Source organism: Novosphingobium sp. (assembly GCF_032093395.1).
GTDB lineage: Bacteria > Pseudomonadota > Alphaproteobacteria > Sphingomonadales > Sphingomonadaceae > Novosphingobium.
The window spans coordinates 1-2,077 of the sequence record NZ_DAMDBA010000170.1 but is presented as its reverse complement, the minus strand read 5'-3'; the positions used below and the strand labels follow the sequence as shown (position 1 = coordinate 2,077).

Annotated in this window: 1 protein-coding gene; it reads left to right on the top strand. The window is 63.1% G+C overall.

The genetic code is table 11. The annotated features are described in order from the left end of the window. Nucleotides 1-316: 316 nt before the first annotated feature. Nucleotides 317-1,960 carry a Na+/H+ antiporter gene (locus RT424_RS24400; protein WP_313443489.1) on the top strand — a complete coding sequence of 548 codons (1,644 nt, stop codon included), beginning with the start codon at nucleotides 317-319 and terminating at the stop codon, nucleotides 1,958-1,960. The last annotated feature ends 117 nt before the right edge of the window (nucleotides 1,961-2,077 follow it).

Genomic DNA, 2,077 nt, shown 5'->3' with positions numbered 1-2,077 from the left:
TCGACATCGTATCCGGCCGCTTCGATCGGCATGCGATAGCCGGCGACCCCTTCAAGGGACATGCCGGATGATCAAGGCGGTCTTCGTCACTGCTCGCTTTCGTTCGTACGGCCTGAAGGCTGGACCGCTTGAGGGCGGCTATCTTCCATGGCGCGATCCTATCGCGCAAGCCCAACGAAGGCCTGATAGAATTTGTATCAAAGGGTTTCGCTCGCGCGACACCGCCAGGAAACCAGGGTGCGGGATTTGCAATCCTTGCCATCGCTCGCCATGGTCGCTCCCGAAGAAGGTAGGCATAAAAAGAAGGAGCCAAGGTTTGGAGTCAGTTTCGGTCGTACTTTTCCTGTTGCTGGCGGTGGTGGTGAGCGGTGCCGTATCGCGCATGCTCCCGTGGTCGGTACCGACACCCCTCGTACAGATACTGCTGGGCTGCGTTATCGGTCTTTCGACGTCCTACAGCGTTTCCCTCAATCCCGAACTGTTCCTGCTGCTGTTCCTGCCGCCTCTTCTGTTTCTTGACGGATGGCGCATTCCCAAGGACGAATTGTTCAAGGACGTCTCGACGGTGGTCGAACTGGCGCTGGGGCTGGTGTTGACGACCGTGATCGGCATGGGCCTGTTCATCCACTGGATGATCCCGGCCATGCCGCTGGCGGTCGCTTTCGCGCTGGCCGCGGTCGTCTCGCCCACGGACCCGATCGCGGTTTCGGCCATCGCCGCGCGCGTGCCGATCCCGAAGCGCATGATGCACATTCTCGAAGGGGAATCCCTGCTGAACGACGCTTCGGGCCTGGTCTGCCTGCGCTTTGCCGTGGCAGCGGCGCTGACCGGCACCTTCTCGGCCGGAGGGGCCGCGCTGAACTTCCTCTGGGTGGCGGGCGCGGGCCTTGTCATCGGTGTGGCGGTTACGCTGGTCGTCTCGCGCGCAAAGGCCTGGGTCACGCGCCGTTGGGGTGAGGACACCGGCTCGCAGATCCTGGTCAGCCTGCTGATTCCCTTTGGCTCCTACATGCTGGCCGAGCACTTCCATGCCTCGGGCATCCTTGCCGCCGTCAGCGCGGGCGTTACGATGACCTTCGCGGAAATCTCGCGAGAGGCCATGGCCGTCACCCGCATGCGCCGCAACTCGGTGTGGGACACGATCCAGTTCACCCTGAACGGCATCATCTTCGTTCTCTTGGGCGAACAGCTCCCCGCCATTCTTGCCGAAGCGAAGGCCACCGTGGCGGTAACTGGCCATACGCAGCCCGGCTGGCTGGCGCTCTATGTTGTCGCCATCGTTCTCGGCCTCGCCGCGCTCCGCTTCGCCTGGGTGTGGCTGTCGTTCAAGTTCACGATCCTGCGCAAGCGGCAGGCCGGCAAGGAAGATGCCGCTACCATTCGCAGTCCCAACTGGAGGCTCGTCGCGGCGATGTCCTTCGCGGGCGTTCGCGGTGCCATCACCCTGGCCGGCGTGCTCACGATCCCGCTCGTGCTCAATGACGGTACGCCGTTTCCCGCGCGCGATTTGGCGATCTTCCTGGCGGCGGGCGTGATCATCGTATCGCTCGTTCTCGCAAGCATCGCATTGCCTGTGCTCCTGAAGGATCTGACCATGCCAGGCGAGCCGTCGAAGCAGGCCGAGGAAGATGCGGCGCGCGTCGCCACGGCCGAGGCGGCGATCCGGGCGATCGAACGTCACCAGCACCGCCTCGCCGAGAGGCGTGGCGATGCCGATCGTTACGCTTCCGCCGGTGGTCGTGTGATGGATCTCTACCGCGAGCGGATCGAGGGACTGAGCGAGGATGAGCGCGATGCCGCCCGCGAGCAGGAGCGGTTGTTCCGCGATTTCCGGCTCGTCGGCCTCAAGGCCGAACGCGTGGCCTTGGGTGAACTCATCCGCACCCGAAGCGTGGGTAGCGAGACCATTCGCAAGCTGACCCGCGAACTCGACCTTTCGGAAGCGCGTTTCCGCGGGTGATCCCGTTCGGTGGGCTGACTTGTGGTCCGGTTGATAACCGGGGGATCGTCCCCATATTTGGTTGGCGAAGAGGTTGAACTCGCTGGAAACCGCCATTTTTTGGAAAATGTCGTTTTT